The organism is Streptomyces sp. NPDC008317 (assembly GCF_042955955.1).
Classification (GTDB): Bacteria; Actinomycetota; Actinomycetes; order Streptomycetales; family Streptomycetaceae; genus Actinacidiphila.
Genome location: NZ_JBIBFQ010000003.1, coordinates 513,788 through 540,652, shown reverse-complemented (window position 1 = coordinate 540,652; position 26,865 = coordinate 513,788). Strand labels below are relative to the sequence as shown.

Sequence of the window (26,865 nt, the reverse complement as noted above, 5' to 3'; positions counted from 1 at the left end):
CCTGCTTGTAGGGTCTGATCTTGTAGGCAGTCAACCGAGCGCACGGAATAGCGGGGTGAGGGACATGGCTACCAAGGACACCGACGGCGGACAGCAGAAGGCGACGCGTTCCACGGAGGAGGTCGAGGAGGTCCAGCAGGACGCCCAGGCGGCCGACGACCTCAAGGAGCGCCAGGAGAAGCTCTCCGACGACGTGGACTCGGTGCTGGACGAGATCGACGACGTACTCGAGGAGAACGCCGAGGACTTCGTGCGTTCCTTCGTGCAGAAGGGCGGCGAGTAGGTGGCAGCCGGCACGTATGGCACCGGACGGCTCCCGGCGGCGTTCCTGACGCCGGGATCCTCCTCCTTCCTGGACTTCCTGGGCGACCACTCGCCGGAGCTGCTGCCGGGCAACCGGTCGCTCCCGCCGGTCAAGGGCGCCGTCGAACTCCCGCACGGCACCACCATCGTGGCCGCCACCTTCAGCGGCGGGGTCATCCTCGCCGGTGACCGGCGGGCCACGATGGGCAATGTCATCGCCCAGCGCGACATCGAGAAGGTCTTCCCCGCCGACGAGTTCTCGGCGGTCGGCATCGCGGGCACCGCGGGCCTCGCGGTGGAGATGGTCAAGCTCTTCCAACTGGAGCTGGAGCACTACGAGAAGATCGAAGGGGCGACGCTGTCCCTGGAGGGCAAGGCCAACCGGCTGTCCACCATGATCCGCGGCAACCTCGGCATGGCGCTCCAAGGGCTGGCCGTCGTCCCGCTCTTCGCCGGATACGATACCGAGCGCGAGAAGGGCCGCATCTTCTCGTACGACGTGACGGGCGGCCGCAGCGAGGACGTGGGCTTCACCGCGACCGGCTCCGGCTCGGTCTACGCCCGCAGCTCGCTGAAGAAGCTCTACCGCAGCGACCTCACCGAGCGTCAGTTGGCCACCGCCGTCATCCAGGCGCTCTACGACGCCGCGGACGACGACTCGGCCACCGGCGGCCCCGACATCACCCGGCGGATCTACCCGATCGTCGCGGTGATCACCGAAGAGGGCTTCCGCAGGCTCAGCGAGGCCGAGGTCTCCGAGATCGCCCGCGCCGTGCTGGACGGACGTCTGGAGCACCCCGACGGCCCGCGGGCCGAAGTGCTCTGAGAGCCGGTCAGTTGAGAACCGGTCAAGCGACGCATCCCTCAGAGCCGACAGCAGAAAGGCACGGTTAGCCGGTGTCCACGCCCTTTTACGTTTCACCTCAGCAGGCCATGGCCGACCGCGCCGAGTACGCCCGCAAGGGCATCGCGCGTGGCCGCAGCGTCGTCGTGCTCCAGTACACCGACGGCATCGTCTTCGTCGCCGAGAACCCGTCCCGCGCACTCCACAAGGTCAGCGAGATCTACGACCGGATCGCCTTCGCGGCGGTCGGCAAGTACAACGAGTTCGAGAATCTGCGGATCGGCGGCGTGCGCTACGCCGATCTGCGCGGATACACCTACGACCGCGAGGACGTGACGGCCCGTGGGCTGGCCAACGTCTACGCGCAGACCCTGGGCACCATCTTCTCCAGCGTGGGGGAGAAGCCCTACGAGGTCGAGCTGATCGTCGCGGAGGTCGGCTCGGCCCCCGAGGACGACCAGATCTACCGGCTGCCGCACGACGGGTCGATCGTCGACGAGCACGGCGCGGTCGCGGTCGGCGGCAACTCCGACCAGATCGGCAGCTACCTCGACCAGCGGCACCGCGACGGCATGACGCTCGCCGAGGCGCTGGCGCTGGCCGTCGAATCCCTCGGCCGCGACAACAACGGCAGCGACCGCCAGCTCACCGCCGAGCAGTTGGAGGTCGCCGTCCTCGACCGCACCCGCCCCCAGCAGCGCAAGTTCAAGCGCATCCTCGGCCGCCAGCTCTCCCGCCTGCTGGAGACCGAGTCCGCCTCGACGGCCACCACGGACGACCCTTCGGACGAGGAGGAGTAGCGCCCCGCAGGCGCGCCGCCCGCCCCCCCCCGCGGGGGGCGGGCGGTGACCTGGCGAGGGATCAGGCCGGCGGGGGGGCCGAGGAGCCGCGGACGACGAGTTCGACGGGGAGTTCCACCGGCCCGACGGAGCCCCCGTCGAGAAGGCTGAGCAGCGCGGTCATACCGCGGTCCCCGACCGCCTCGGCGGGCAGCCGCACGCTGGTCAGCTCGGGATCGAGCGCGGTGGCCAACGCCAGATCGTCGAAGCCGGTGACGGACAGGTCCGCGGGCACCCGGAGCCCCAGGCTCCTGGCGGCCTTGCACGCCCCCGCGGCCAGGATGTCGTCGTCGCACAGCAGGGCGGTGGGCCGGGGGCCCGGCCCGCGCAGAGCGCGCAGGGCGGCGGAGCGACCGGAGTCCACGTCCAAGGAGCAGCGCTCGGAGGTGAGTTCCGCTCCGGGAACCGCGGCCAGCTCGGCCGCGACCGTCCGCGTGCGCTCGTGGAACGTCCAGCTGTCGATGTCGGCCGCGACATGGGCGATCCGCCGGTGCCCGAGCGCGACGAGGTGGCGCACCACCTGCCGGAATCCGTCGCCGACCGCCAGGTCGACCGTGGGGGGACCGCCCGGCGCCGCCGGACCGCTGTCCAGCATCACCAGCGGCAGTTCGCCGCCGCCGATGCCGGTCAGGGCGTCCGCGGCCATCGAGGAGGCGATGACCCCGTCGATGGCCGCCCGGGCGGAGCCGAAGGGGTCGCGGGCCGGTCCGACGCCGTCGGGTGACGGGTAGAGCACCACGCCGAAGCCGTGCTCGGCGGCGACCAGCGCCGCCCCCGTATAGACGCGGGCGAAGTACTCGTTGGTGAGCGCGGGCACCACCATCAGGGCCGTCCGGGTGCGGCCGAGCCGCAGATTGCGGGCGGCGAGATTCGGCCGGTAGCCGAGCCGCCCCGCCGCGTCCCGTACGGCGTGCGCCGTCCGCTCCGACACCCGGCCGTGCCACTTCCCGCCGAGCACGAGCGAGACCGTCGCCTGCGACACTCCGGCCGCCCGCGCGACGTCACGAGAGGTCGGCCGCGTACTCCCCGTCAACCTTCCGCACCCTTCCCGTTCGCTCCTGCGGGTGGACCCGCCGACTGCCGACATGGTACGTATGACCGTAGACGTTATACGTAACACGTGAGCGGTCGCGGCCTTCGGGTCGCGGTGCGGGTCGCGGCCCGTGACCCGCCGGTCACGGCGGCGAGGCACCGGGGACCGCCGGGGGAGAGGGGCCGGGATGGCTGGGCGGACCGCGGGATACGGGGACCTGCTGCGTACACGGCACGCTGCACGGCTGCTCGGCGGGACCCTCCTCGGACGGCTGCCCAACGCCATGGCGGCGCTCGCCATCGTGCTCTTCGCGCGCTCCGAGGGCGCCGGATACGGCCTCGCGGGCACCCTGTCCGCGATCTACGGCGCCGCCGTCGCCATCGGGCAGCCGCTGCTCGGCCGGGCCGTCGACCGGCGCGGCCAGCCGCGGGTGATGACCGCCGCCGCGCTGCTGGCCGCGGCGGGCTTCGGACTGCTCGCGGCCGTCGGCCCCGACCCGCTGCCGCTGGCCGTCGCCGCCGTCGTCCTGGCCGGGGTCGCCACACCGCCGCTGGAGGGCGGCCTGCGGGCCCTGTGGGCCTCCGTGCTGGGCGACGAGGAGCGGGTGCAGAAGGCGTACGCGCTGGACGCCGCCGCGCAGGAGGTGCTGTTCACCCTCGGGCCGCTGCTGGTGACCGTCATCGTCTCGGCCGCCTCGCAGGCCGTCGCCCTGATCGTCACCGGCGCGCTCGGCGTCGCGGGCACCCTCGTCGTGGTGACCTCCCGGCCCTCCCGGCAGTGGCGGGCCGTCCCGCACGAGGCCCACTGGCTCGGCGCGCTGCGCTCGCCGGGCCTCGCCGTCCTGCTCGGCGCCTTCTTCTTCGTCGGCATTGCCCTCGGCGCCGTCTCGCTGGCCGCCGTGGCCTACGGCGACGCGCACGGCGGCGGCCCGGTCGCCGCGTACGTCCTGGCCGCCAACGGCGCGGGCGCCCTCGTCGGCGGCCTCACCTACGGCGCCCGCGTCTGGTCCGGCGTGCCCGAGCGCCGCCTGCGGCTGCTCTCGGTCGGCCTCGCCCTCTGCTACCCGCCGCTGGCGCTGGCGCCGGGCCTGCCCTGGATGCTGCCGCTGGCCGCGCTCGCCGGACTCTTCCTCGCCCCCGCCCTGGCCTGCGGCTTCCTCGTGGTCGACCGACACGCCCCGGCCGGCACCGTCACCGAGGCGTTCTCCTGGGTGGTGACCTCCGCCGGGGTCGGCGCGGCGCTCGGCACGGCCGCCGCCGGAGTCGCCGCCCAACACGGCGGAACGGCCGCCGGATTCGGGGTCGCGGGCGCGGGCGGCGCGGTCGCGATGCTCGTCCTGCTGTGCACCGGCCGAATCCTGACGCCGCCAAACCTCCGGAGCCCCTCCGAAAAAGATCGAAACGGAGCGGTCGAACCTCGTTTCAGCACCACGCATCAGGCGTAATGTTCAGACATGGACCGCCGCATTTTCGGGCTGGAGAACGAGTACGGCGTCACATGCACGTTCAGGGGACAGCGGCGTCTGTCCCCTGACGAGGTGGCGCGGTACCTCTTCCGCCGTGTCGTGTCATGGGGCCGGAGCAGCAATGTTTTCCTCCGCAACGGTGCCCGCCTCTATCTCGACGTCGGTTCGCACCCGGAGTACGCCACTCCCGAGTGCGACAACGTCACCGAACTCGTCACGCACGACAAGGCCGGCGAACGCATCCTTGAGGGCCTTCTCGTGGACGCCGAACGGCGCCTTCACGAAGAGGGCATCGCAGGCGATGTGTACCTCTTCAAGAACAACACCGACTCGGCCGGCAACTCCTACGGATGTCACGAGAATTACCTGGTCGCCAGGCACGGGGAATTCTCCCGGCTCGCCGACATCCTCATTCCGTTCCTCGTCACCCGGCAGCTTCTGTGCGGCGCGGGGAAGGTACTCCAGACCCCGCGCGGCGCCGTTTTCTGCGTGAGCCAGCGGGCCGAGCACATCTGGGAGGGTGTCAGCTCCGCCACCACCCGCTCCCGTCCGATCATCAACACCCGCGACGAGCCGCACGCCGACGCCGAGCGCTACCGGCGCCTGCACGTCATCGTCGGCGACTCCAACATGTCCGAGACCACGATGCTGCTCAAGGTCGGCGCCACCGACCTCGTCCTGCGGATGATCGAGGCGGGCACCGTGATGCGCGACCTGACCCTGGAGAACCCGATCCGGGCCATCCGCGAGGTCAGCCACGACATCACCGGCCGCCGCAAGGTCCGGCTCGCCTCGGGCCGCGAGGCGTCCGCCCTGGACATCCAGCAGGAGTACTACTCCAAGGCCGTCGAGTTCTGCGAGCGCCGCGGCATCCGCAGCGGTGTCATCGAGCAGGTCCTGGAGCTGTGGGGCCGCACCCTGGACTCCATCGGCAGCGGCGACCTCGCCCGGATCGGCACCGAGATCGACTGGGTGATGAAGTACCAGCTCATCGAGCGCTACCGGAACCGGGACAACATCACGATGTCCCACCCCCGGGTCGCCCAGATCGACCTCGCCTACCACGACATCCACCGCCGCCGCGGCCTGTACTACCTGCTGGAACGCAAGGGCCAGGCCAAGCGGATCTGCACCGACCTCAAGATCTTCGAGGCCAAGTCGGTGCCCCCGCAGACCACCAGGGCGCGGCTGCGCGGCGACTTCATCCGCCGCGCGCAGGAACAGCGCCGCGACTTCACCGTCGACTGGGTGCACCTGAAGCTCAACGACCAGGCGCAGCGCACCGTGCTGTGCAAGGACCCCTTCCGGTCGGTCGACGACCGGGTGGAGAAGCTCATCGCCGGTATGTAGGCCGGTACGCGAGCCGATATGTCCTACCGGCGGCGTGACATCCCGGTACGACCTGTCGGTTAGACGTACCGGCGCACGCCATGACCCGGCGTCACAGACGGCACACAGGCCCCGTGCAGAACTCGTACGGGGCCTGTGGCACGCCGTAGGGTGTGGGACGGCATCCAGCCGCCGTTCCCGAACCCGATCCGAACCGAGGACATCCGTGCGCCGACGCTCCGTACTGCTCGCCGTGCCCGCGCTCATGCTCACCGCCGCCGGTTGTGGCAGCGACGACAGCAAGAGCAAGAGCGACCCGGCGGCATCCGAATCCCCCTCGACCTCGGGCTCGCCGTCCGCGTCCGCCACGCCCAGCACGAAGATCGTGGCGGGCCCCGTACCGGACATCACCGGCGGCACCAAGTTCGGCGAGAAGCCCACCGTCGCCAAGGGCACCGGCACCCCGTCCACCGACCTGGCCGTCAAGACCGTCATCCAGGGCGACGGCGCCGCCATCGTCGCGGGCGACTACGTCACGACCAACTACCTCGGCCAGATCTGGGACACCGCCAAGGTCTTCGACACCTCCTACGGCCGCGCGCCGTACACCAACGTCATCGGCCAGGGGAAGGTCATCCCCGGCTGGGACAAGGGCCTGGTCGGCCAGAAGGTCAACAGTCGCGTCGAGATGGCGATCCCGCCGGCCCTGGGCTACGGCACCTCGGGCAACTCCCAGGCGGGCATCAAGGGCACCGACACGCTGGTCTTCGTGATCGACGTGCTGGCGACCTACAACGCCAAGAGCTCCGCCAAGGGCAAGGCCGTCCCGCAGAACGACGCGAATCTGCCGAAGGTCGGCACCAACACCGACGGCAAGGCGCCCAGCATCACGGTGCCCAAGGTCAAGGCGCCGACCAAGCTGGTCTCCGAGTACATCCTGGAGGGCGACGGCGCCGCGGTGAAGGCCACCGACACGCTGCTGCTCCAGTACAAGGGCGTGCTGTGGGACGGCGGCAAGGAGTTCGACGCCAGCTACACCGCCGGTCAGCTCGCCGCCTTCCCGCTCGCGCAGCTCATCAAGGGCTGGCAGGAGGGCCTGGTCGGCAAGAAGGCGGGCAGCCGCGTCATGCTGGTGACCCCCGGAGACCTGGCCTACGGCGCCACGCCGCCCAGCGGCAGCAACATCCCGGCCAACGCCACCCTGGTCTTCTCCTTGGACATCCTGGCGATTCTGTAAGACTGTCCAGGTTGCCCGCAACGCACAAGGAGCATTGAAGTGAGCATCGAGAAGCCCGAGATCGACTTCCCGGGCGGCGAGCCGCCGGCCGACCTGGAGATCAAGGACATCTGGGAGGGCGACGGCCCGGTCGCCAAGGCCGGGGACACGGTCTCCGTCCACTACGTCGGCGTGGCCTTCTCCTCCGGCGAGGAGTTCGACGCGAGCTGGAACCGCGGCTCCGCGCTCCAGTTCAAGCTCGGCGTCGGACAGGTCATCGCCGGCTGGGACCAGGGCGTGCAGGGCATGAAGGTCGGCGGTCGCCGCCAGCTCATCATCCCCGCGCACCTCGCCTACGGCGACCGCGGCGCCGGCGCCGCGATCAAGCCCGGCGAGACCCTGATCTTCGTCTGCGACCTCGTCGCCGTCTGATCGGGCCCGTCCGCACAGCCGTCACAGGAGCCCCGGCCTGCCAGGCCGGGGCTCCTCGGCTTTTGTCGCGGGACCTCGGGGCGGTACGGTCGGCGACGAGAGCCGAACGAAGGGTGCGGGATGGCGATTGCCAAGGCTGAGCGGTTGATGAATCTCGCACTGTGCCTGATGAACACCCGGCGGCCGGTCAGCAAACGCGAGCTGCGCAGCTCCATCGAGGCGTACCACGAGGTCACCTCCGACGACTCCTTCAACCGGATGTTCGAACGGGACAAGGACGACCTGCGCGAGCTGGGTCTGGTCATCGACACGGTGGAGAGCATCGACGGCGAGTTCGGCTACCTGGCGCGGCGCGACCGCAACCGGCTGCCCGACATCGCCCTCGACCCCGAGGAGGCCGCCGCGCTCGCGCTGGCCGCCAAGGTCTGGCAGCAGGCCAGATTCGCCGAGGCCGCCAGCGGCGCGCTCCAGAAGCTGCGCGCGGCGGGCGTCCCGTACGAGGACACCCACAGCGCCCTCGAACCGCGCATCCCCACGCCGGAACCCGCCTTCGAGGCCCTGATGCTCGCCACCCGCGAGCGGCGCGCCGTCTCCTTCGAGTACCGCAAGGCCAACGCCGCGCGGCCGGAGCCGCGGCAGATCGAGCCGTGGGCGCTGGAGTGCTGGCGCGGCCACTGGTACGTGGCGGGCTGGGACCGCGACCGCGGCGCCGTCCGCGTCTTCCGGCTCTCCCGGATCAGCGGCAAGGTCCGCGCCCGCGGCGCCTTCACCACCGAGGTGCCCGCGCACGTCGACGTCCGCGAGGCGGTGGCCCGCTGGGCGGGCGAGGGCGCCACCGCCACCGCCCGCATCCGGCTGCGCCGCGACAGCGGCTACCCGCTGCGCTCCCGCGCCGTGACGACCACCCCGGTGGACGCCGACTGGGACGAGCTGGAGATCCCGTACGGGCACGGACTCGACGCCTGGCTGGCCGAGTTCGGCCCCGACGTACTCGTCCTGGCGCCCGAGGAGCTGCGCACGGACGTACTGGACCGGCTGCGCGCCGTGGCGAAGGGCTGACGTGGCCGACGTGAGCGACGCACGCGGGGCCGCCGGGCGGCGGACCAGGACGACGGCCGCGGCCTTGCGCCGGGCGGGCACGGAAGCGAAGAACAGGCGGGGGACGGCGGCGTGAGCAACGCGATCGACCAGACGCGCAGGATGCTGTCCCTGGTGACGTATCTGCGGGAGCGGCCCGGAGCACGGGTCAGCGAGGTGGCACGGGCCTTCGGGGTGACCGAGGCCGAGCTGATCGGCGACCTCAATGTGCTGCCGCTGTGCGGCACCAGCTTCCGCGGCGGCGACCTGCTGGACATCGACACCGACGGCGAACGGATCTGGTGGCACAACCCCGGCACCGCGGACGACGTGGCGCAGCCGCTGCGGCTGGCCGCGGACGAGGCCACCGCGCTGCTGGTGGCCGCCCGCGCGGTGGCCAATCTGCCGGGCCTGCGGGACAGCGACCGGCAGGCGCTGCTGCGCGCCGGGGCGAAGCTGGAGGCCGCCGCGGGCGAGGCGGCCGGGGCCAGCGCGCAGCTCTCGGTGACCTTCGAGTCCGAGGGCAGCGTGTTCGCCACCGTGGACCGGGCGATCACCGAGCGGCGGCGGCTGTGGATGCGCTACTACTCGCCCGCCAGGGACGCGCTGACCGAGCGCGAGGTCGACCCGATCCGGCTGTTCGCCGTCGGCCACACCTACTTCGAGGGCTGGTGCCGCCTCTCGGAGGACCGGCGCACCTTCCGGCTGGACCGGGTCGAGGAGATCCGGCTGCTGGACGAGCCGTCCGACCCGCCGCGGCTCCAGCCGCGCGACCTGTCGCAGGGCCTGGTCCAGCCCGCGGGCGACGACCCCGAGGTAGTGATCGAAGTGGGCCCCGGCGGGCGCTGGGTCGCGGAATACTATCCGCACGACAGTGCCGAGGAGCAGCCCGACGGCGGCCTGCGCATCACCTTGCGCACCCCCGACCCCGGGTCGCTGCGGCGGCTCGCGCTGCGGCTCGGCAAGGACGGCCGGATCGTGTCGCCCCCCGAACTGGCGGGGGACGCGCGCGACGCCGCCGTGCTGGCGCTCGCCGCCTACGGGGAGTGAGAGGACATCACGATGACGGCCACGGCGTCCGGCTGCGCGCCCATGACCATGCCCGTGCTCTTCCGCGCGGGCTGCCCGCACTGCCGCACCAGCTTCGAACTGTCCGCGGGAGCGCTGCTGCTGGCGATCGGCGGCTCGGCGCGTACGACCTTCTACTCCTTCACCTGCCCCGAGTGCGACACCGCCGTCCGCAAACCGGCGGGGGAGCGGATCGTCGAACTGCTCACGGTCGGCGGGGTCCGCACGATGCGGCTCCACGCCCACTGACGGGTGTTCACGTCGGGCGGCCGCGGACAGGGCCGGTGCGCACGGGGGGCGGTACGGAACAGGCCGGTACGGAACAGGCCGGTACCGGTGGCGTCGGCGCGGAAACGGAACCGGTAGGCTCGCGGCCCATGTGGTGGCTCTATCTCTGCGTCGGCCTGGCGACCGCGGGACTCCTGGTGCTCGGGGTGCTGGCGGTCCGGGTCTTCGCCGCCGTCCAGGAACTGGCCCGGCAGGTGGCCGCGGCCACCGACGCGCTGGCCGCCGCGGGCGACCGTCTGCAGCGCGCCGCCCGCCCGTTGAGCGAGCGTGCCGGGCAGATCTCCAGAAGCTGAGCCTGCCGCGAGGCCGCGAACGCGGGGTACGCTGACCGGGCGGCCCGTACTCACGAGCGCGGCGAGGGTCGCAATCCGGCGGATTCCGGGGCATTCCCCGGTGTTCACCGGTGCACGATACGATCACAGCCAGCGCGGCGGCCGGGCACCTGCCCGAATCGTCGTGCACCTGCGGAAGCGGACGCGCGAGCGCCACGCCCTCGCAGTCACGGAACACGCCGCCCACCGGTGAGAAGGTAGACATTTTATGCTCGGCAATCTCAAGCCCCTAGAGATCGTCCTGATCCTTCTCGTCGTCGTCCTGCTCTTCGGCGCGAAGAAGCTGCCCGACATGGCCCGGTCGCTCGGCAAGTCGGCGCGCATCCTCAAGAGCGAGGCCAAGGCGATGAAGAACGATGACTCCGGCACCGCGGAGTCCACCGCCGCCCCGGCTCCCCAGGAGCAGGCCGCACCCCGCACCATCCAGGCCGCGCCCGGCGACACCACGAGCGCCCGTCCGGTCTCCGAGCCGGCGGACCGCACGCCCCGGGCCTGACCTGACCCTCTGCTGAAGGACGAAGCCGACCGCGAGCCGGGCGGCTGCCGCACGAGACGAGGACGTGGGTGCTCAAGACTGCCCGCAAGCAGGAGAAGGACCCCGAGGGGCGGATGCCCCTCGCGGACCACCTGCGTGAGCTGCGCAACAGGCTGGCCAAGTCCGTCCTGGCGATCCTGGCCGTCACGATCGTGGCGGCGTTCGTCTACAAGGACATCATTCACTTCTTCCAGCACCCGATCCTCAAGTCGGTCGGCTGTGTGGACGGTGCGACGCACCAGAAGAACGGCCAGCCCTGCGCCCAGATGACCGTCAACGGTCTGCTCGGCGGTTTCTCCATCGCGCTGAAGGTCTCGCTGATGGCGGGCATCCTCTGCGCCTCGCCGGTCTGGCTCTACCAGCTCTGGGCGTTCCTCGCGCCCGGTCTGCACCGCAGCGAGAAGCGGTACACCCTCGGCTTCGTCGGCGCGGGCGTCCCGCTCTTCTTCGCCGGTGCCTGGCTGGCCTACGCGATCCTGCCGCAGACCGCCAGGATCATGATCGGCTTCGTGCCGGACGACACCACCAACCTGCTGGCCCTGGACGACTTCCTCGACCTCGTCGTCCGCATGGTGATCGTCTTCGGTCTAGCCTTCGAACTGCCCCTGGTGCTGGTGCTGCTCAACTTCACCGGCATGGTCAGCGGCCGTCGCATGCTCGGCTGGTGGCGCGGCATGGTGATCGGCATCACCGTCTTCGCCGCGGTCGCCACGCCCACCGGCGACCCGCTCACCATGTGCCTGCTGGCCGCGCCGATCGTCTTCCTGTACTTCGTCGCCATGGGCATCTGCTTCTTCAACGACAGCCGCCGCAAGCGCCGACTCGAAGCGAACCCGGACTACGCCCTCGACCCGGACGAGGCGTCCACCCTGGACCACGTCCCGGAGCAGATCGCCGCCGAGCCGTACGAGGACCGGACCGGCGAGCGCGTCGATGACGGCTACGACGACGCGACCTGAGCGCCCGGCCGCCCGGCCGACCCCTGACACCGCCGCCCCCCACCGCTACTGGTGGGGGGCGGCTGTCCGGTAGGGTCCGCGCGTGACCAGCGAGATCACCCTCTTCGTCAATCCCGTCGCCGGACGCGGCCGGGGCGCCCGCGCCGCCCAGCCCGCCGCCCACGCGCTCCGCGAAGCCGGTTACGGCGTCCGTACCGTCGTGGGCGAGGACGCGGCCGACGCGCTGGCCCGCGCCCGGCAGGCCGTCGACAGCGGTACGGGGGCGCTGGTCGCGGTCGGCGGTGACGGCATGGTCTCGCTGGCCCTCCAGGCGGTCGCCGGGACCGACACGCCGCTCGGCGTGGTCGCCGTCGGCACCGGCAACGACTTCGCGCGGGTCAACGGCCTGCCGGTCCGGGACGCCGCGGCGGCCGGTACGGGCATCGCCGAGGCGCTGCGGGACGGCCGCAGCCGGGCGCTGGACCTGGGCAGGACCGGGGAGCGCTGGTTCGGCACCGTCCTCGCCTCCGGCTTCGACTCGCGGGTCAACGACCGCGGCAACCGTATGCGCTGGCCCGTGGGCCGCTTCCGCTACGACCTGGCGATGCTCGCGGAGCTGGCGGCGCTGCGGCCGATCCCGTACCGGGTGACCTTCGACGACGCGCCGGAACGGCAGATCGAGGCCACGCTGATAGCCGTCGGCAACGGCTCGTCGTACGGCGGCGGCATGCGGATCTGCGCGGACGCGGTGATGGACGACGGGCTCTTCGACGTGTGCGTGGTCGGCCCGTGCAGCCGCACCACCTTGCTGCGGGTCTTCCCCCGCGTCTACCGGGGCACCCACCCGAGCCACCCGGTCGTCACCGTGCACCGCGCGACTCGCGTCCGGCTGGACGTCGACCCGGCGCAGGGCGTGACCGGCTACGCGGACGGCGAGCGGATCGGGCCGCTGCCACTGGTCGCCGAGACGGTGCCGAAGGCCGTACGGCTGCTGGTCTGAGCCGGTTGCCGCGCGGGTGCGCGGTGCCCCATGGGGGACCTGATCCGGTCGGCGTGGCGGGCCTGATCCGGGCGGCGCGGCGGGCCTGATCCGGCCGCTCGACGGGTATAGCGGCAATAAAGATCACGTGCCGTGTCAGTGGTGGCGGGTAGGCTCGGAGCCAAGATGACCGATGAGAAGTCCGCAGATGAGATGGCGCTCGATGAGATGTCGCCCGCCGAGCGCTTCGCCGCCAGCCGTCGCCGCGCAGCGGAGAACGCAACGGCCCTCGCCCAGTTCCGTGGGATGTACGAGTTCGGCCTCGACCCCTTCCAGGTCGAGGCGTGCCAGGCGCTGGAGGCGGGCAGCGGCGTCCTCGTCGCCGCCCCGACCGGCTCGGGCAAGACCATCGTCGGCGAGTTCGCCGTCCACCTCGCCCTCGCCGAGGGCCGCAAGTGCTTCTACACCACGCCCATCAAGGCCCTGTCCAACCAGAAGTACAGCGACCTCGCCAAGCGCTACGGCGCAGAGAAGGTCGGCCTGCTGACGGGTGACAACAGCGTCAACGGCGACGCGCCGGTGATCGTCATGACCACCGAGGTCCTGCGGAACATGCTGTACGCCGGCTCCGCCGCCCTCGACGGCCTCGGCTATGTGGTGATGGACGAGGTGCACTACCTCTCCGACCGCTTCCGCGGCGCCGTCTGGGAAGAGGTGATCATCCACCTCCCGCAGTCCGTCACCCTCGTGTCGCTCTCCGCGACCGTCTCCAACGCCGAGGAGTTCGGCGACTGGCTCGACACCGTCCGCGGCGACACCGAGGTCATCGTCTCCGAGCACCGCCCGGTCCCGCTGTGGCAGCACGTGCTGGCCGGCCGCCGGATGTATGACCTCTTCGAGGAGAAGGCCGGCGCCACCGACGGCAAGGGCCGCCGCGAGGTCAACGCCGATCTGGAACGGCTCGCGCGGATGGAGAACCAGCGCAGCTACCACCCGCGGGCCAAGCGCGGCCGCGAGGCCGACCGCGAGCGGGAGCGGCGCGCCCGCAGCCGGGTGTGGACGCCCAGCCGCGCCGAGGTCATCGACCGGCTGGACAACGAAGGACTGCTGCCCGCCATCACCTTCATCTTCAGCCGCGCGGGCTGCGAGGCCGCCGTCCAGCAGTGCCTCTACGCGGGCCTGCGGCTGAACACCGAGGACAAGCGCGCCCAGGTGCGCGCCATCGTGGAGGAGCGCACCCGCGCCATCCCCGACGAGGATCTGCACGTCCTGGGCTACTTCGAATGGCTCGAGGGCCTGGAGCGCGGCATCGCCGCCCACCACGCGGGCATGCTCCCGACCTTCAAGGAGGTCGTCGAGGAGCTCTTCGTCAAGGGCCTGGTCAAGGCGGTCTTCGCCACCGAGACGCTGGCGCTCGGCATCAACATGCCCGCCCGCTCCGTGGTGCTGGAAAAGCTCGTCAAGTGGAACGGCGAGACCCACGCCGACATCACCCCCGGCGAGTACACCCAGCTCACCGGCCGCGCGGGCCGCCGGGGCATCGACGTCGAGGGCCACGCCGTGGTGCTCTGGCAGCGCGGTTTCGACCCGGGCGCGGTCGCCGGACTCGCGGGCACCCGTACGTATCCGCTGCGGTCGTCCTTCAAGCCGTCGTACAACATGGCGGTCAACCTCGTCGGGCAGTTCGGGCGGCACCGCTCGCGCGAGCTGCTGGAGACGTCCTTCGCGCAGTTCCAGGCCGACCGCTCGGTGGTCGGCATCTCCAAGCAGGTGCAGCGCAACGAGGAAGGGCTCGACGGCTACAAGCAGTCGATGACCTGCCACCTCGGCGACTTCGACGCCTACATGCGGCTGCGGCGGGAGCTGAAGGAACGCGAGTCGGAACTGTCGAGGCAGGGCGCGATGCAGCGCCGCGCCGCGGCCTCCGACGCGCTGGAGAAGCTGAAGCCGGGCGACATCATCCACGTCCCCGCGGGCAAGTACGCCGGGCTCGCGCTGGTCCTGGAACCCGGTGTCCCCGCGGGCCGTTCCAACGGCCACCCGCATCGCAACGAGGAATTCGCCGACGGCCCGCGCCCGTTGGTGCTCACCGCGGAGCGCCAGGTCAAGCGGCTCGGGCAGATAGACTTCCCCGTTCCCGTCGAGGCGCTGGACCGGATGCGGATCCCCAAGTCCTTCAACCCGCGCAGCCCGCAGTCCCGGCGCGACCTCGCCTCCGCGATGCGCTCCAAGGCGGGCACCGCGGGCTGGGCCGCACCCTCACGGCACCGCAAGCAGCGGGCCGCCGCGGCCGACGACACCGAGATCTCCCGGCTGCGTACCGCGATCCGCGCGCACCCCTGCCACGGCTGCGAGGAGCGCGAGGACCACGCCCGCTGGGCCGAGCGCTACCACCGACTGCGGCGCGACACCCAGCAGTTGGAGCGGCGCATCGAGGGCCGCACCAACACCATCGCCCGCACCTTCGACCGGATCTGCGCGCTGCTCACCGAACTGGGCTATCTCCAGGCCGAGAAGGTCACTCCCGAGGGGCGGCGGCTCGCCCGGCTCTACGGCGAGTTGGACCTGCTCGCCAGCGAATGCCTGCGCGAGGGCGTCTGGGACGGCCTCGGCCCGGCCGAACTGGCGGCCTGCGCCTCGGCGTTGGTCTACGAGACCCGGCAGGCCGACGACGCCGTCGCGCCCAAGCTGCCGACTGGCAACGCGAAGGAAGCCCTCGGCGAGATGGTCCGTATCTGGGGCCGTCTCGACGCGCTGGAGGAGTCCCACCACATCAACCAGGCCGAGGGCGTCGGCCAGCGCGAGCCCGACCTCGGCTTCGCCTGGCCCGCCTACCGCTGGGCCTCGGGCCACGGCCTGGACGCGGTCCTCTCCGACGCCGACATGCCCGCCGGTGACTTCGTCCGCTGGTGCAAGCAGCTCATCGACGTCCTGGGCCAGATCAGCGACGCCGCTCCCGAGGGCAGCCCGGTCCGCCGCAATGCCCGCCGGGCGGTCGACGGGCTGCGACGCGGGGTCGTCGCGTACTCCTCGGTGGGGTGAGCCGCCCCTGCGGCGTGCACCTGTGCGGCCCGGTCCCGGAGGATGACGGGCCGCACGGGCGGCCCGCGCATTGACTCACGGCATCACGGCCTTACGGCCGCACCGGCGGACCGGCGCCCCGACACACCGACGCCCCGACTCACTGACCGGTGAGCTTGGTGCAGGTCAGGGAGCCGTTGACGGTGATCGACTTCCTGTCGTCGCCGTGGTTGCCCGCGATGACGAGGTCCTTCACCGTCACTTTCCAGGTCCCGGCGCTCTTGGCGGCCGTCACGCTGCCGGACGACCGCTGGGAGTACGAGTCGGTGGCCGTCGGCTGGAGCATCGCCAGCTTCTGGAGGCCCCCGGTCGTCGCGATGAACGACGGGGACTTCGGCGCCGACGCGTCCGTCCTGTCGGGGGCGGTCACCCCGACCAGCTTTCCCGCCACGACCTCGCAGGAGATCGCCGAGGTGAACAGGGCGGTCCCGGTGGTGTCCCCGGTGTAGTCCAGCCTGCCGTTGGCGGTCTTCGTCGGCACCGCCGAGGCCGTCGGCGTGGCCGACGGTGTCCCGGCCGACGCGGACGGTTTGGCGCTGTCGTCGGACGAGTCCGACGACGAACAGCCCGCCAGGGCCGTCCCGGTGAGCGTGACGGTCAGCAGAGCGGTGGTGATTGCGGTGACGCGGCGCATACGGCCGTGGTCCTCCCCGTCGGTGAACAATCCGCACAGTGTACGGAGGGTGCCGCTGGGTGGCGGGGGACGGGTGGGGCGACTTCTCCGCGTTCGCCGTCGAGGTTCATGCCCCGGACCGGTCGGCGAGGTACGCGCGCCAGCCGCCGTAGGCCGTGATGTCCTCGGCGCTGTCGAGCGCCGACGGCTCGCACAGGAAGCCGGGGCAACTGGTGCCGTCGGCCAACTCGACGCTGCCCAGGGCCATCGGGCGCGGCAGGGCGGCGGTCAGCGCGCCGAGACCGGCGGCGGTCAGCTCCCAGACCTCGGCCTCGACGGCGGCGCCGCCCTTCTCGGTCCGCACCAGACCGGGCTTGGCGGGTTCGGTGTCCAGGGCGTAGAGCCGGTACGCGGGGGCGGTGTTGGTCGTGGCCGTCAACCGGCCTCCGAGCGCGACGAGTTGGTGGTTGAGGGGCTGGCCGCTGAGGTGGGCGCCGACCACGGCGACGCGGAGAGGCGGCTCCAGCAGGGCGGCGACGTCCGCGATCCGGTCGTCGGTGTGCGCGGGACCGAGCAGCATCACGCCGAAGGGCCGGCCTTCGACGGTGCCCGCCGGGACCGCGACCGCGCAAAGGTCCAGCAGGTTGGCCGAGTTGGTGAAGCGGCCGAGGCGCGCGTTCGCGCCGAGCGGGTCGGCGGCGACCTCGGCGAGCGTGGGGTGCCCCGGTGCGGTCGGCAGCAACAGGGCGTCGGCGTCGCCGAGTCGCGCCATGGCCTCGGTGCGCAGCGCGGCCAGCCGCCGCTGGTCGGTGAAGAGGCGGTGCGCGGGCAGGTCGCGGGCCGCCGTGATGACGGCCGCGACGGTCGGGTCCAGGTCGGGGGCGTCCCGGTGCGCCTCGATGAACTCGCCCACGGCTGACCAGCGTTCGGCGACGAAAGCGCCCTCGTAGAGCAGCGCCGCCGCCCGCGTGAACGGCGTGAGGTCCAGTGTCCGCAGCTCGGCCCCGGCGGCGGCCAGCCGGTCCGCCGCCGCCTCGTAGGCCGCCGCCCATCCGGCGTCCATCTCGCCGAGTTGCGCTCGCGCCGCCACCGCGACCCGCCACGGTCCAGGGCGGCGCGGCGGTGCCTCGCAGCTCGCGAGGAGCGCCATCGCGCGGCGGGCCTCGGGCAGCGTCCTGGCGAAGACGGACACGCAGTCCAGGCTCGCGCACGCCGGTACGACGCCGCGCGTCGACACCAGGCCGCGGGTCGGCTTCACCCCGACGATGCCGTTGAACGCCGCCGGGACACGGCCGGAGCCGGCCGTGTCCGTACCGAGCGCCACGTCCACGAGGCCGAGTGCCACCGCGACGGCCGAGCCCGAGCTGGAGCCGCCGCTCACCCGCTCCGGGGTGACGGCGTTGCGCACCGCGCCGTAGGGGCTTCGCGTGCCGACCAGGCCCGTCGCGAACTGGTCCATGTTCGTGCTGCCCAGCACGATCGCGCCCGCCGCGCGCAGGGCCCGCACCGCCGGGGCGTCCTCCCGCGGCGCGTACGCGTACGACGGGCAGCCCGCCGTCGTCTCCAGGCCCGCCACGTCGATGTTCCCCTTCACCGCCAGCAGCCGCCCCGCCAGTGGCAGCGCCTCCCCGGCCGCCCTTCTCTCGTCCACCTCCGCTGCCTCCGCCCGCACCTCCTCCTCCGCGCGCAGCGCGATCCACACCTCCGGGCGGTCCACCTCCGCGATCCGCCGATACGCGGCCCGCACGCGGTCCTGAGCGCTCTCCATGGGCTTCCTCCGTCTGATGTGCGGGTGCGGGTGCGGTGGCAGGGGCCGCTCATTGCCGCTGGGGCTAGTCCTCAATCGCCGGACGGGCTGATTTTGCTTCTGGCGCGTCGCACACGCCTGGCCGCATGCGGGGCGAGTGCTTGCCGCTCAGCCTGTGGGCTGATTTTTGCTTCTGGCGTCGCACACCCGGCGGGCTGGTTGGGCCTTTGGGGTGCCCGTGAGGGGGCCCGTGGGGTGAGTTGCCGATCGGCGGTGGCGGCACAAATCAGCCCCGCCGGCGATTGAGGCGACGTGAGCCGGAAGGGGGTGGGTTAGGGGGAGAGGGTCAGGAGGGGGGTGCCGGGGGTGACTTGGTCGCCGGGGGAGACGAGGACTTGGGCGACGGTCCCGCCGGTGGGGGAGGTGACGGGGGACTCCATCTTCATGGCCTCCAGGGTCAGGAGGTGCTGCCCCGCCGCGACGCAGTCGCCGGGGCGGACGGCGATGTGCCAGACGGCGGCGGCGAATTCGGCGTCGACCGTACGGCCGCCGGGCGGCACGGTGACGGCGGCGGGGGCCGGGACGGCGGCGGCCGAGTCGTCGGTGCGGGCGAACTCACCGGCGGCTTCCCACGCGTCGCGCTCCGCGGCGAACGCGGCGCCCTGCCGGGCGCGGAAGGCCGCGATGGACTCCGCGTTGTCGGCGAGGAACCGCTGATGGTCCGCGAGAGCGAAACTCCCGTCCTCCACCCGCAGCGGCAGCCGCCCGGCCGCCATGTCGGCCCGGAGGTCGAGGAGTTCGTCGGCGGAGACGGGATACCACTTGATGCGGTCGAAGAAGCGCAGCAGCCACGGCTGTCGGCGGGCGCGGCTGGACCAGACCTGGATCGTACGGCCGACGAACTGGTAGCCGCCGGGCCCTTCCATGCCGTAGATACAGAGGTAGGCCCCGCCGATGCCGACGGAGTTCTCCGCCGTCCAGGTGCGCGCCGGGTTGTACTTGGTGGTGACGAGCCGGTGGCGCGGGTCGAGCGGCGTGGCGACGGGCGCGCCGAGGTAGACGTCGCCGAGCCCGAGCACGAGGTATTCGGCGTCGAAGACGGTCCGGTACACGTCGTCCACGGAGTCGAGACCGTTGACGCGGCGGATGAACTCGATGTTCCACGGGCACCACGGCGCGTCGTCGCGGACGCCCGCCATGTACCGCTCGATGGCCTCACGCGTGGCGGGGTCGTCCCAGGACAGCGGCAGGTGCACGGTCCGGCTGGGCACCACGAGCCGGTCGGTCGGCGGCAGTTGCTCCTCCGCCTCGCGCACGGCGTCGAGCAGTTTGGCGGTGGGCAGCGCGCCCGGGTCGGCGTGGATCTGGAGGGAGCGGATGCCGGGTGTGAGGTCGACGACGCCGGGCAGGCGTTGGGCGGCGAGGTGTTCCGCCAGGGCGTGCACCCGCATCCGGAGCGCCAAGTCGAGCTGCATGGGCCCGTATTCGACGAGCAGATTGTCGTCGCCGCTGCGGCGGTACGTCACGGCCGGGCGTGTCGCGGTCGCTTCGGCGCGCCCGAGGACACCCCCGTCGGCGATGACGGACCGCGACGGCGTCGGCAGGGTCGCGGGCGCGCGCCGCAGCCCGGCGGCGGCGTCCTCGCTGACCGGCACGAATCGTACGGTGTCGCCCGGCCGGAGCTGCCCGAGCTTCCAGCGCTGACCGGTCACGACGGTCGCGGGGCACACGAATCCGCCGAGCGAGGGGCCGTCGGGACCGAGCAGTACGGGCATGTCGCCCGTGTAGTCGACGGCGCCGACCGCGTACGGCGTGTCGTGGATGTTGGACGGGTGCAGACCCGCCTCGCCGCCGTCGGAGCGCGCCCAGCGCGGCTTCGGGCCGACGAGCCGTACGCCGGTGCGCGCGGAGTTGAAGTGCACGCTCCACTCGGCGGCGTAGAAGTCGCGGATGTCGTCCTCGGTGAAGAACTCCGGCGCGGCGTGCGGGCCCTCGACGGTGCCGATCAGCCACCGCGTCCCCCACTCCGGCCGCAGCGAGGCCGGTACGGGGCCGCTCGCCTCCGTCGTCGTACCGCCGTGCAGGACGTCACCGACGCGCAGCGCCCGGCCGCCGTGGCCGCCGAATCCGCCGAGCGTGAAGGTGGCCGCGCTGCCGAGGAAGCGGGGGACGTCGAGGCCGCCCGCGACCAGCAGGTATGTGCGCAGCCCTGCCGCCTCCGGCGCGCCGATGTCGAGCAGCGCGCCCGCCGGTACGGTGACCGGCTCCCAGCGCGGCACCGGGTGTCCGTCGACCGTGACGGTCGCGGGCGCGCCGGTCACGCAGACGGTGGTGGGGTGGCTGAAGCGCAACGCCGGTCCCTGGAGGGTGCATTCGAGGCCGGGCGCGCCCTCGTCGTTGCCGAGCGCTTCGTTGCCGAGCCGGAAGGACAGGTCGTCCATCGGGCCGCACGGCGGAACGCCGACGTGCCACAGGCCGGTGCGGCCCGGCCAGTCCTGGACGCTGGTCAGGGTGCCCGCGCGGACCACGTCGATCCGGCGGGTGGGGTCGGTGACCGCGTCGAGGGTCGCGGTGCTGTGCGTCGCGGCGTGCAGCGCCGGATCGGCGACGGCGGCCCGCAGCAGCCCCAGATTGGTCTCGATGCCGTCGATCCTGGTCGCGGCGAGGGCGTCCGCGAGCCGGGCGAGGGCCTGCGCCCGGTCGGCGCCGTGCGCGATCACCTTGGCGAGCATCGGATCGTAGGAGGTGGTGACCTCGGTGCCGGTCTCGATCCAGGCGTCGACGCGGACCCCCGGCGGGAAGACCACCTCGGTGAGCCGTCCCACGCTCGGCAGGTGGCCGCGCGTGGGGTCCTCGGCGTAGATCCGGGCCTCCACGGCGTGTCCAACTCGCTGTGTCGACAGGTCAATCGGCGTGTCGTCGCCGGTGCTCAGCGGTGTGTCGCCCTGCGCGAGCCGCAGCATCCACTCCACGAGGTCGACACCGTACGTCTCCTCGGTCACCGGATGCTCCACCTGGAGACGGGTGTTGACCTCCAGGAAGTACGCCTGGCCGCGCGCCGCGTCGTACACGAATTCCACGGTGCCCGCCGAGCGGTAGTCGACCGAGGCGCACAACGCCCGCGCGCTGAGCGCCAGTCGCTCCCGCAGGGCGTCGGGCAGGCCGGGCGCGGGGGCCTCCTCCAGGACCTTCTGGTGGCGGCGCTGGAGGGAGCAGTCGCGGTCGCCGAGGGTCAGGACGCGGCCGTGGCCGTCGCCGAAGACCTGCACCTCGACGTGCCGGGCGTTCTCCACCAGCCGTTCCAGGAAGACGCCCGCCGAGGAGAAGCTGGCCGCCGCTACACGCTGCACCGAGCCCCAGGCGTCGGTGAGTTCGGCGGGGGAGTGGCAGGCGCGCATGCCGATGCCGCCACCGCCGCCGGCCGCCTTGAGCATCACCGGGTAGCCGAGCGACGCGGCGGCCGTCAGCGCGCTGTCCACGTCGGGCAGCAGTCCGGTGCCGGGCAGCAGCGGCACCCCGGCCGCCTCCGCCGCGGCGCGCGCGGTGTGCTTGGCGCCGAAGAGTTCGAGCTGGTCCGGCGTCGGACCGACGAAGGCGAGCCCCGCCGCTTCGCAGCGGCGCGCGAAGTCCGCGTCCTCCGACAGGAATCCGTAGCCGGGGTGGACGGCGCCCGCGCCGGTCTCGCGGGCCGCCGCGAGCACCGCGTCCACGTTCAGATAGCTGGACTTGGCCGGTGCGGGGCCCAGCCGTACGGCGGCGTCGGCCAGGTGCACGTGCGGCGCGGCGCGGTCGGGGTCGGAGAAGACCGCGACCGTGCGCAGCCCCATCCGGCGGGCGGTGCGGATGATCCGGGCGGCGATCTCGCCGCGGTTGGCGACCAGCAGGGTGTCGAAGCGCGCCGGGGCGCGCTTCACGGGCTCGTCGGTCATCGGACCGCCTCTCCGGACGGCGCGCCGACCGTGTCCCCGGCCCGGCCCGGCGTCCTGACCGTCATCAGGACCGGCGTCGGATCGAAGCCGTTGCAGGGGTTGTTGATCTGCGGGCAGTTGGAGACCAGGACCAACACGTCGGTCTCGGCGCGCAGTTCGACCTCAAGGCCGGGCGCCGAGATGCCGTCCACGATGCCGAGGGTGCCGTCCTCCTCGACAGGCACGTTCATGTACCAGTTGACGTTGCTCACCAGGTCGCGCTTCCCGAGGCCGTAACGCGCGCCCTCGGACAGGAAGTTGTCCACGCAGGCGTGCTGCGACCACGTGTGGTGGCCGTAGCGCAGGGTGTTGGACTCCTTGGAGCACGCGCCGCCGATCGTGTCGTGCCGCCCGCAGGTGTCGGCGACCACGGTCATCAGCGGGGTGTGCTCGTTGGACAGCAGCACGCTGCCGGTGGTCAGGAAGAGGTTGCCCTGGGCCTGTACGGTGTCGGGCGCGCTGTAGCGGACGGCGGTGTCGTGGGCGTCGTAGACCAGGAAGTCCACGGCCTGGTTGCCGTGCAGGTCGGTGATGGTGAGGTGGCCGCCCGCCGGGATCACCGCGGACCAGGGTGCCCGCGCCGGTACGGTCACGGAGGTCGCGCCGCCCCGGGGGGACGGGCACTCGATACGGTCCTGGCCGCCGGTCCGGTCCGCGCTGTCCGCGCCGTCCGCGCCGTCCGCGCCGTCCGTACGGCCCCGGTCGTCCGTCACATTCTGGCCGTTCATACGATCCCCCTGGCGGTGAGGTGTTCCGCGGTGTTGAGGAAGGCGCGGCGGCCCTCGGGCGTCGCGTCCCACAGCGGGTCGCCGGGCGCGGTGGCGGCACCGGGCCGTGCGCGTACCTCCAACGGGCCGCAGGTGTAGGCCGGTCGGGGGTCCAGCGGGTGCGGCACATTGGCCAGCAGTACGGTCAGCGGCTGCTCGGCGCGCAGGGTCACGCTCGTGCCGGGCCCCGCGGAACCGATGAACTCCAGTGCCCCGTCGGGCTCCACGCGCAGTCCCTGGAAGAAGGAGAGCGACGGCGGGAGGTCGCGGGCCCCCAGCCCGTTCTTGGCGGCGGCCAGCAGGAACAGCTCGCGGCCCGCGGGAGAGCGGCCCTGCGCCGAACCGTCCCCGTACCGCGCGGTGTTGCGCGCCGCCGAGGACGTACCGCACAGCGTGTCGTGCCGCCCGCTGGTGTCCGAGACCAGGGAGGCCAGGACGCGACCCTGGTCGGACAGCAGGAGGCGGCCCGCGCCGAGATACGCGTTCCACTGGACCTTGACGGTGTCGGCCGCGTTCAGCCGCTCCCAGGGGCGGCCGTCCACGAAGAGCAGGACGTGCGCGCACGCGTCGCCGGTCGGGTCGGCGAGCCGCAGTTCGCTGCCGCGGGCCAGCACCTTGTGGGTGTAGCCGCCGCCCGCCACGGTCTCCGACCACAACAGGCCCTCGGGCGCGGGCACTTGGGGCATCGCGGCGGCGCGGGCCCCTTCCTGGGCGCGGGCGTGCTCCCTGGCCTCGTACGTGGTCCCGGTCGGGCGCGGGGCCCTGCGGGATGTCCTGCGGGCCGTGCTCTGGCCGGTCTTCCTTCCACCGGTCGTCCCTGTCGCCACGGGGCTGCACCTCCGTCGTCTCACGGCTCCTGCTCCACACGAATTTCTGTCGCTCGACAGAAATTAGGCGGCGGTGGCTTCACGGCGATTGCCCGGTTGTTGCCGCCCGGTTACCGGCCCCTCACCGGACTGCCCGCCGTCGTCGTCGCGTCGCCGCGTGCGACGATCGGCGGGTGAGCACGAGTGGAAAACGGGTCGGCAGGCCGCGCGCCCAGCAGCGGCCGGACAGCGGCATGAGCGTGCGCGAGGAACTGCTCGCGGCGGCGGCCGAACTCTTCACCACGCGCGGCTACACCGCCACCACCACGCGGGCGGTCGCCGAGCGGGCCGGGATGCGGCAGGCGTCGATCTACCACTACGTCGGCGGCAAGGAGGATCTGCTCGCCGAACTCCTCGAAGGCACGGTCACCCCGTCCCTCGACCTGGCCCGCGCGCTGCTCGCCGACGACACCCGCCCCGCCGAGGCCCGGCTCTGGGACCTGTGCCGCTACGACGCCGAACTCCTCTGCGCGGGGCCGCACAATCTCGGCGCCCTCTACCTCCTGCCCGAGGTCGCCGCCGAGCGCTTCACCGCCTTCCGCCGCGCCCGCGCCGACCTCAAGGCCGCCTACGCCCGCCTGCTGGCCGCCACCGCCCCGGGGCGCGCGCTGCCCGCCCCCGAACTGGCCCTCCGCACCGACCTGATCTTCGCCCTCATCGAGGGCGTCATCCTCGTGCACCGCTCCACCCCGGCCCGCCCCGTCCCCGCCTTCGCCCGCGCCGCCGCCGACGCGGCCCTGCGCATCGCGGACATCCCCGCTCCCTGAGCCGGGGGACCGCCGAGGAGGTGGCCGAACTGGGCTGTCCGCTCAGCTCAGTTGCTCGGCCAGCCCGACGATGATGCCCTCCGGGCCCCGGACGTAGCAGAGCAGGAAGCTGTCCTCGAACCGGGCGATCTCGCCGAGGACTTCGGCGCCGTGCGGGCGCAGGCGGGCGACGGTGTCCTCGATGTCGTCGACGGCGAACATGACGCGGTGGGTGCCCAGGATGTTGTGGGGCCGGTCGCGCGGTCCGCCGCTGATCGCCTCGGGGCTGCGGTACTTGGCCAGTTCGAGCCGGCTGTGACCGTCCGGGGTCCTGACCATCGCGATGTCGCAGTGGACGCCGTCGAGTCCGGTGCACTGGTCGGCGAAGCGCCCCTTGACCTCGGCCCTGCCCTCCAGCTCCATACCGAGGTCCACGAAGAACGCGATGGCGGCGTCCATGTCCTCGACGACGATGCCGACGTTGTCCATCCGCTGAATGGCCATGCTGGTCTCTCCTTCGTCCTCGCGCGACCGGTGGCGGCCGCCGCTGTCCCTGGGACGGAGCCGATGGCTCGTTCTCGACATCTCTCGTGCCCGACATCGCTCGCCCTCGGCATCGCTCGCCCTCGACATCGCTCGCCCTCGGCATCGCTCGCCCTCGGCATCGCTCGTCCTCAACATCTCTCGTCCTCGGCATTTTCGGGCAGGGGCCGCGCCGCCGCGCGCCCTGAGCGCACCGGCGTCTCGTGCCGGTACACCGCCGAGAACCGGCAGGCCATGATGGACTCCCGGGTGGATTCGGCGCGGGCGGTCGGAAAGGCGATCGCCGCCGCCGCGCGGCCACCGCGCCTCTGGCTCCAGATGAGTACGGCGACGGTCTACGCCCACCGCTTCGACGCGGCACACGACGAGGCGACCGGAGTGATCGGCGGCTCGGAGGACGGAGTGCCGGACTACTGGGCGTACAGCGTCGCGATCGCCGAGAACTGGGAGCGCGCGCAGACCGAGGCGCCGACCCCCGCGACCCGCAAGGTGGCGCTGCGCTCGGCGATGGTCATGAGTCCGGACCGGGGCGGTGTGTTCGACGTGCTGTCACGACTGGCGCGCCTCGGGCTCGGCGGTCCGGTCGCCGGCGGCGCGCAGTACGTCTCCTGGATCCAGGACGAGGACTTCGTGCGGGCGGTGGAGTTCCTGATCGCGCGCGACGACATCGAGGGGCCGGTGAACCTCGCCTCGCCCGGACCCCTTCCCCAGCGCGACTTCATGCGGGCGCTGCGCGCGGCCTGGGGCGTACCGCTGGGGCTGCCCGCGACGCGCTGGATGGCCGAGCTGGGGGCGTTCGCGCTGCGCTCGGACACGGAGCTGCTGCTCAAGAGCCGTCGGGTGGTGCCGGGGCGGCTGCTCGCGGCCGGGTTCACTTTCGCCTGTCCCGAGTGGGGGAGCGCCGCCACGTCCCTCGTGGAGCGGGCCAGGCCGCGGCGCGTTGCCACGAAGCGGGTCCGTGAATCGGGCGATGCCGCGTAACCGGCCACGGGCCTGCGGCTGGCCTGGTCGTTGTCGCCGCGGGCCCGCCGTTTAGGATCCGGGCATGACGTCACAGACCTACCTCTCCGAACTGTTCTCGCTGGAGGGACGGGTCGCCGTGGTGACCGGCGGCAGTTCCGGCATCGGCCGCGCTGTCGCCGGGGCCCTCGCACACGCGGGGGCGAGCGTCGTGGTCGTGGCGCGCCGGGAGGCGGAGCTGGCCGCGACGGTCGGCGAGCTGGCGGCCGACGGCTGCCGGGCGGCCTGGGTGAGCGCCGACCTGAGTACGCGCGACGGCATGCGCGTGGCCGCCGAGGAGGCGGTCGAGGCGTTCGGCGAACCCGACATCCTCGTCAACTCCGCCGGGATCAACCTGCGGCCCCCGATGGGCGAGTTGGGCGAGGACGTGTGGGACACCACGATGGCGGTCAACCTGGAGGCGCCCTACCTGCTGGGGCAGCGCTTCGGGCCCGGCATGGCGGAGCGCGGCTTCGGGCGGATCATCCACATCACCTCCCAGCAGGCGCACCGGGCCTTCGTCCAGAGCGGCGCCTACGGCGTCTCCAAGGGGGCGCTGGAGTCACTGGCCCGCTCGCAGGCCGAGGCGTGGTCGCCGTACGGCGTCACGTGCAACACCCTGGTGCCCGGATTCGTCATGACCCCCCTCAATGCGCGCCTGTCGTCCGACCCCGAGAAGGTGGCGGCCCTGGCCGCCCGCACGATGGTCGGGCGCAACGGCCTGCCCGAGGACTTCGCGGGCGCGGCGGTCTTCCTCGCGAGCCGCGCCTCCGGCTACGTCACCGGCCAGGCGGTCTTCGTCGACGGCGGATTCTCCGTTCACTGACGGGGCGGGAGGGGGTGGGCCCCGGCAGGAC

Annotated in this window: 24 protein-coding genes and 1 pseudogene; 18 read left to right on the top strand and 7 right to left on the bottom strand. The window is 72.5% G+C overall.

Going from position 1 to position 26,865, the window contains the following annotated elements; genetic code table 11:
- Positions 1-64: 64 nt before the first annotated feature.
- The 3 genes from ACFY9V_RS12045 to prcA all read left to right on the top strand — a co-directional run bounded on the left by ACFY9V_RS12045 (position 65) and on the right by prcA (position 1,947).
- Positions 65-283 carry a ubiquitin-like protein Pup gene (locus ACFY9V_RS12045; RefSeq protein ID WP_188282985.1) on the top strand — a complete coding sequence of 73 codons (219 nt, stop codon included), beginning with the start codon at positions 65-67 and terminating at the stop codon, positions 281-283.
- Positions 284-1,129 carry a proteasome subunit beta gene (prcB, locus tag ACFY9V_RS12040; protein WP_355332993.1) on the top strand — a complete coding sequence of 282 codons (846 nt, stop codon included), beginning with the start codon at positions 284-286 and terminating at the stop codon, positions 1,127-1,129.
- A gap of 71 nt (positions 1,130-1,200) precedes the next feature.
- Complete coding sequence (prcA, locus tag ACFY9V_RS12035) at positions 1,201-1,947, top strand: proteasome subunit alpha (RefSeq protein WP_188282987.1); 747 nt, start codon at positions 1,201-1,203, stop codon at positions 1,945-1,947.
- A gap of 61 nt (positions 1,948-2,008) precedes the next feature.
- On the opposite strand, the gene ACFY9V_RS12030 is transcribed toward prcA, so the two are convergent.
- Complete coding sequence (locus tag ACFY9V_RS12030; RefSeq protein ID WP_391046236.1) at positions 2,009-3,073, bottom strand: substrate-binding domain-containing protein; 1,065 nt, start codon at positions 3,071-3,073, stop codon at positions 2,009-2,011.
- A 133-nt stretch (positions 3,074-3,206) separates the two neighbouring features.
- Here ACFY9V_RS12030 and ACFY9V_RS12025 point away from each other — a divergent pair, with 133 nt between their 5' ends.
- The 12 genes from ACFY9V_RS12025 (at position 3,207) to ACFY9V_RS11970 (ending at position 15,720) form a co-directional block, all read left to right on the top strand.
- Positions 3,207-4,463, top strand: coding sequence for an MFS transporter (locus ACFY9V_RS12025; protein WP_391161044.1), 1,257 nt, complete (start codon positions 3,207-3,209; stop codon positions 4,461-4,463).
- 9 nt (positions 4,464-4,472) lie between these two features.
- A complete protein-coding gene (gene pafA / locus ACFY9V_RS12020; RefSeq protein ID WP_355332986.1) occupies positions 4,473-5,834 on the top strand; it encodes a Pup--protein ligase in 1,362 nt (453 codons plus the stop codon).
- A 205-nt stretch (positions 5,835-6,039) separates the two neighbouring features.
- Positions 6,040-7,050 (top strand): FKBP-type peptidyl-prolyl cis-trans isomerase, encoded by a 1,011-nt coding sequence (locus ACFY9V_RS12015; RefSeq protein ID WP_355332984.1) that lies wholly within the window; start codon positions 6,040-6,042, stop codon positions 7,048-7,050.
- A gap of 39 nt (positions 7,051-7,089) precedes the next feature.
- Positions 7,090-7,461, top strand: a complete 372-nt coding sequence (locus tag ACFY9V_RS12010; protein ID WP_188282992.1) for an FKBP-type peptidyl-prolyl cis-trans isomerase — start codon at positions 7,090-7,092, stop codon at positions 7,459-7,461.
- 120 nt (positions 7,462-7,581) lie between these two features.
- Entirely contained in the window at positions 7,582-8,520 is a 939-nt protein-coding gene (locus tag ACFY9V_RS12005) for a WYL domain-containing protein (protein WP_355332982.1), read from the top strand.
- 141 nt (positions 8,521-8,661) lie between these two features.
- Positions 8,662-9,588 carry a WYL domain-containing protein gene (locus ACFY9V_RS12000; RefSeq protein WP_355333585.1) on the top strand — a complete coding sequence of 309 codons (927 nt, stop codon included), beginning with the start codon at positions 8,662-8,664 and terminating at the stop codon, positions 9,586-9,588.
- 12 nt (positions 9,589-9,600) lie between these two features.
- Positions 9,601-9,855, top strand: coding sequence for a hypothetical protein (locus tag ACFY9V_RS11995; RefSeq protein ID WP_391046240.1), 255 nt, complete (start codon positions 9,601-9,603; stop codon positions 9,853-9,855).
- A 128-nt stretch (positions 9,856-9,983) separates the two neighbouring features.
- On the top strand, positions 9,984-10,187 hold the full coding sequence (locus ACFY9V_RS11990) for a hypothetical protein (protein WP_355332978.1): 204 nt from the start codon (positions 9,984-9,986) through the stop codon (positions 10,185-10,187).
- Between the two features lie 247 nt (positions 10,188-10,434).
- The gene (gene tatA, locus ACFY9V_RS11985) at positions 10,435-10,722 is read left to right on the top strand and encodes a Sec-independent protein translocase subunit TatA (RefSeq protein WP_188282996.1); all 288 of its coding nucleotides are present in this window, start codon (positions 10,435-10,437) and stop codon (positions 10,720-10,722) included.
- A gap of 68 nt (positions 10,723-10,790) precedes the next feature.
- A complete protein-coding gene (gene tatC / locus ACFY9V_RS11980) occupies positions 10,791-11,720 on the top strand; it encodes a twin-arginine translocase subunit TatC (RefSeq protein WP_355332976.1) in 930 nt (309 codons plus the stop codon).
- A gap of 82 nt (positions 11,721-11,802) precedes the next feature.
- Positions 11,803-12,699, top strand: a complete 897-nt coding sequence (locus ACFY9V_RS11975; RefSeq protein ID WP_391161042.1) for a diacylglycerol kinase — start codon at positions 11,803-11,805, stop codon at positions 12,697-12,699.
- A 165-nt stretch (positions 12,700-12,864) separates the two neighbouring features.
- Positions 12,865-15,720, top strand: coding sequence for a DEAD/DEAH box helicase (locus ACFY9V_RS11970; RefSeq protein WP_391161040.1), 2,856 nt, complete (start codon positions 12,865-12,867; stop codon positions 15,718-15,720).
- A gap of 139 nt (positions 15,721-15,859) precedes the next feature.
- On the opposite strand, the gene ACFY9V_RS11965 is transcribed toward ACFY9V_RS11970, so the two are convergent.
- The 5 genes from ACFY9V_RS11965 to ACFY9V_RS11945 form a co-directional block, all read right to left on the bottom strand.
- The gene (locus ACFY9V_RS11965; RefSeq protein ID WP_391161038.1) at positions 15,860-16,423 is read right to left on the bottom strand and encodes a hypothetical protein; all 564 of its coding nucleotides are present in this window, start codon (positions 16,421-16,423) and stop codon (positions 15,860-15,862) included.
- A 76-nt stretch (positions 16,424-16,499) separates the two neighbouring features.
- The gene (atzF, locus tag ACFY9V_RS11960) at positions 16,500-18,140 is read right to left on the bottom strand and encodes an allophanate hydrolase (RefSeq protein WP_391161036.1); all 1,641 of its coding nucleotides are present in this window, start codon (positions 18,138-18,140) and stop codon (positions 16,500-16,502) included.
- A 311-nt stretch (positions 18,141-18,451) separates the two neighbouring features.
- Positions 18,452-22,048 (bottom strand): urea carboxylase, encoded by a 3,597-nt coding sequence (gene uca, locus ACFY9V_RS11955; protein WP_391161034.1) that lies wholly within the window; start codon positions 22,046-22,048, stop codon positions 18,452-18,454.
- On the bottom strand, positions 22,045-22,815 hold the full coding sequence (locus tag ACFY9V_RS11950) for an urea amidolyase associated protein UAAP2 (protein ID WP_391161032.1): 771 nt from the start codon (positions 22,813-22,815) through the stop codon (positions 22,045-22,047). The genes uca and ACFY9V_RS11950 overlap by 4 nt, the downstream gene beginning before the upstream one ends.
- Positions 22,812-23,681: an urea amidolyase associated protein UAAP1 gene (locus ACFY9V_RS11945; RefSeq protein ID WP_355332959.1), complete on the bottom strand. Its 870-nt coding sequence runs from the start codon at positions 23,679-23,681 to the stop codon at positions 22,812-22,814. Before ACFY9V_RS11945 ends, ACFY9V_RS11950 begins: the two co-directional genes overlap by 4 nt.
- Positions 23,682-23,914: 233 nt before the next feature.
- On the opposite strand from ACFY9V_RS11945, the gene ACFY9V_RS11940 reads away from it, so the two are divergent.
- Entirely contained in the window at positions 23,915-24,487 is a 573-nt protein-coding gene (locus ACFY9V_RS11940; RefSeq protein WP_355333582.1) for a TetR/AcrR family transcriptional regulator, read from the top strand.
- 42 nt (positions 24,488-24,529) lie between these two features.
- Here ACFY9V_RS11940 and ACFY9V_RS11935 read toward each other — a convergent pair whose 3' ends face one another.
- Complete coding sequence (locus ACFY9V_RS11935) at positions 24,530-24,970, bottom strand: VOC family protein (protein ID WP_391046260.1); 441 nt, start codon at positions 24,968-24,970, stop codon at positions 24,530-24,532.
- Positions 24,971-25,207: 237 nt separating this feature from the next.
- Here ACFY9V_RS11935 and ACFY9V_RS11930 point away from each other — a divergent pair.
- Positions 25,208-25,990: pseudogene (locus ACFY9V_RS11930) on the top strand (DUF1731 domain-containing protein); the annotation flags it as partial.
- A 64-nt stretch (positions 25,991-26,054) separates the two neighbouring features.
- Positions 26,055-26,834 (top strand): SDR family oxidoreductase, encoded by a 780-nt coding sequence (locus ACFY9V_RS11925; RefSeq protein ID WP_391161030.1) that lies wholly within the window; start codon positions 26,055-26,057, stop codon positions 26,832-26,834.
- Positions 26,835-26,865 lie beyond the last annotated feature (31 nt).